At 37.8% G+C, this 3,782-nt stretch carries 1 protein-coding gene; it reads left to right on the forward strand.

Features of this window, described 5'->3' with window-relative positions; all coding sequences use genetic code 11:
* The first annotated feature begins 618 nt into the window (after positions 1 to 618).
* On the forward strand, positions 619 to 3,243 hold the full coding sequence (locus Q0546_RS08370; RefSeq protein WP_298792131.1) for a hypothetical protein: 2,625 nt from the start codon (positions 619 to 621) through the stop codon (positions 3,241 to 3,243).
* Positions 3,244 to 3,782: the final 539 nt, after the last annotated feature.

Raw genomic sequence — 3,782 nt, forward strand, 5'->3', positions numbered from 1 at the left:
CGTTTATTAGCGCCTCAAACTCGTGCTGATACGATAAAATCGCGCCCGTAACGCCAATGATAAGCAGCGGGATAGAAAAAACGATCGATAAAATAAGATGGACGTTAAACAAAATTTTATTGCGCTTAAGAAGCGAGCTCATTGCAGATCCTTGTAAATTTTGATTGAGAGTCGCAATTATATTGCGCGATTTTAAATATTTTCAAAAGCGAGGAATTGTTGTTTAAATTTAAGCGGCATATTTTAGGAAGCGCGGTGCGGCACAAAAACGGCGAGATCGCAGAGCGCCCAGGTACCTCACGTAATATCACAAACCGCGCGTCGCAGAATCTCAAAGCCAAAATTTAATCCGCCTTTCGCTCGGCAAGATCACGCCGGTGAGGTAAAATTTTCTAAGCGCACCTGATCTGCGTAAGACTAGTCCGTATTTATTTTAAATGAAACATTGGTTTTGACTTAAGAAGTCCGAAATTACAATATCGAAATAGTAGTTTTTGACCCATTTTTTGATATAATCGGCATCTAAATTTTAACGAAAAGCGGCCACCTTGAACGAACAAAGACGCCGCTTTAGTATAAATTTAAAAGAGAAAATCGGGGACTTATAAAGGAGTTTAGATGATAGATCCTAACGCAAAGAGAAAACGACAATTTACGATATGCTTTGCTATTTTAATGGTTATTCTGCCACTTGCTTTTTTGTGCATGAAATATATCGATAAAGAGCCCGACGATTTAAAGCAGAACTCGCCTATCGATCAGCCAGCGATGCAGAAACAAGAGACGAGCAAAGAAAATTTTCAAATTCCGCAAAACAGCGGTAAATTTATCGGCAAGAACGACGCAACGATTGAAAAAGATATCGCAAGCAACTCCGTTCAAATTCCGTCTATCGATAAAGCATCCGAAAATTCAGAACAAAGCCTGGCTATCGATCAGCACGCGATACCGAAAAAAGAGGCAAGTAAAGAAAAGGTTGAAATTCCACAAAATAGCGGTAAATTTAGTAGCAAGAAAAGCAATAAATTTACGGGCAAAAAAGACGTAACGATATATAAAAAAGATATCATAAATAACTCCGTTCAAATTCCGTTTGAAGTGCGCGATATGATGGTATCTCAGGGCAAAAAGAGGCTATATACTCTCGGGCACGATAGAGACGGTATAAGCGTGATAGATATATCAAATTTAGACCACATAGAGTTGCTCGGGCTTTTTTATTTCCCGGAAGCTAGATATAACGTAGAAAATATCCAAGCGGCCGAGTCAAACGACGGAGAAAGCCTATATGTGGCAAGCCCAAATTTAGGGATTTTACGCCTTGACGTTAGAGACCCTAAAAATATAAAGATCGCGACCAAATTTCAAGCCAAAGGTTTCTCCAAAATAAAACTAAGCGAAAATAACCAACTAGCCTACGTAAAAGCCAAAAACAGTATGGTTATTTTAGATATTTCGTCAGATAATATAAAAATGTTAGGCGAGTTTATAGGTATGGAGACCTTTAATCCGATAGAAAAAGGCGATATCGCCATATATTCGGATAAATACGTTTTTATGTCCGACTTCGCGGGTCTTCATGTACTTGACGTGAGCGATCCGAAAAACATAAAAGAGGTTTATAAACGAGATAATTTCGGAGTCATTATAAATTTACAAATTTCTGCCGATAAAAAATATCTATACGCAAACGAACTTCATACTTTTAATGTTTACAGCATCAAAAACATAGACGATATCGAGCATCTGAATAACTATACCGTTAGTAATAGAATTTATACTTTTGATATCAGCGGGGATGACGAAATAATATATTTGTCTAGAAGCAAAGACGGCTCGGACGATACGGCTTTACCGAGCATAGACGTCTTAGATATTTCCGGCGGATTCGAGCCTACCCGTCTAAAAAGCTATTATATGCCGGAGGCTGATGATGTAAATTCGGCGCTACCTTTAGACGAACGCCGCATGATTATATCTTTGGTGTCCGATTTTAAAGGTTTTATAAGCGTTATAAAAAATAACGATGATACAAATACTTTAACAGAAGAACCCATAAAAAATGAGATAGGAAGCAAAGAGCTAGAGGATTCAAGTAAAAATATAGACAAATCAAAGCCTGTTTGGGATCTGCCTTTTTCTCAAAACGGCTTTTCATCTATCAATATGGCCGTATCTACCGACGACGGATATATATTAGCCGGAGAATACGAAAGCGGTAGAAGTCCCGATCTTTTTATGAAGGTTGATAAGAGCGGGCGCGAAATTTGGAGAAAAATAATCGATAAAAGCTTTATCGGAAGAGGAAATTTAATAGCAGCCCAGATGCAAAGCTACTACGTATTAGGAAACGAAGAGGCGGCTTACATCGTAGATAAGGCGACATATAAAATCTCAAATACGCTTCCTCGCGCCCTAAAACAGATAGCTCCGACGGATAATGATGAATTTGTGGCGTGCGATTATGGAAATAATATATTTAGAATGGATAAAAACGCAAAAATAATCTGGGAGAAACCGATCGACGTTTCGCATCTGCCAGATACTTTTTATAACAGTTACACATATGATAAAACATCCCCGGATAAGCAACCGGAAGTAAAGAAAATTAAAGAACCGAAAGACGGTCTTATAAAGATATTAAAAACGAGTGACGGAGGTTTTATTCTGGTCGTAGAAGAGCTAGGAATTCTTAAATTTAACCCGGACGGAAACCTTATATTTGAAACCAAAATAGATATGCGCGGGTATTTTTTAAAAGATATGATCGAGTGCGACGACGGCTCTATTTTGATGCTATTTGAAACAAGCAATACCGCCGATATTATAAAGCTAAATGGCCGCGGCGAGCTTATAAAAAAATCGACCGTTTATGAAAGTAAAGATTCATTTTATCTAGCCTCTATCGCTAAATACAAGGAAGGCAAATATTTAATAGGGCTTAAGTTATCAAAAGATGATCGCCTGCTGCTTCTTGAAATAAACGGTGAAAATAATGTAACGGATCAAAAATATATAGACAATCTCGGAAAATATGTAACCTTTCATAATCTATTAAATATACCGGACAGGGGCGTGTTGGTCGCGGGACGTAGAACATATACAAAAATAAGACCGCCTGAATATATAGGAGGCAAGCTAGTAAAACTCTCCGACTACCATATAGAAGAAGCCTATATGTTTATAGTAAATTTTCACCAAAAGCTAAGCGAGCAAAATTTTAGCGCCGAAGATAGAGAGTAAAGCACTAAATTAGCGTCTAAATTTAATGAAAGAGCTTTGACGAAATTAGCTACGCCGCGGGATTTATAAGATGGAACATAAAAATAATCAGCATACGCGGCAAAAATAGTAGCTTTAAATTTAAAGCGGGATATTTGTATGCACGAAAAGATATAGATTTTTTGCAAAATTTTATATCGGAAAAGCTCGCTGAAATTTCAAAAGCTAAAGCAAGCAAGATGCCTGGGCTTAATTTAACGCTAAAAATATCTAAATTTTTCCCTAAATCCATAGCCGTGAAAGGTTACGATAAAAAGCGACAAAGCCGTGAAAATTTATGGCAAGTTGCGGCGAAGAGACGTAATGATCGCGCGAGTAGCAGCCGTAAAATGTACGCGTAGCGAAGCGGCGCAATGATTGCGCGTACAAGTGCGCATAAGCCTAAAAGACGAGCCGGGCGTTTAAATTTAGCTCACGATTTTAAAATCCTAAATTCCAAACCGCTCCGTCAAAATCGTCAAAATTTAGCCTATTTTTTACCTAAAATTTCGTAAAATTAC

This window comes from uncultured Campylobacter sp., from assembly GCF_937997465.1.
GTDB lineage: Bacteria > Campylobacterota > Campylobacteria > Campylobacterales > Campylobacteraceae > Campylobacter_A.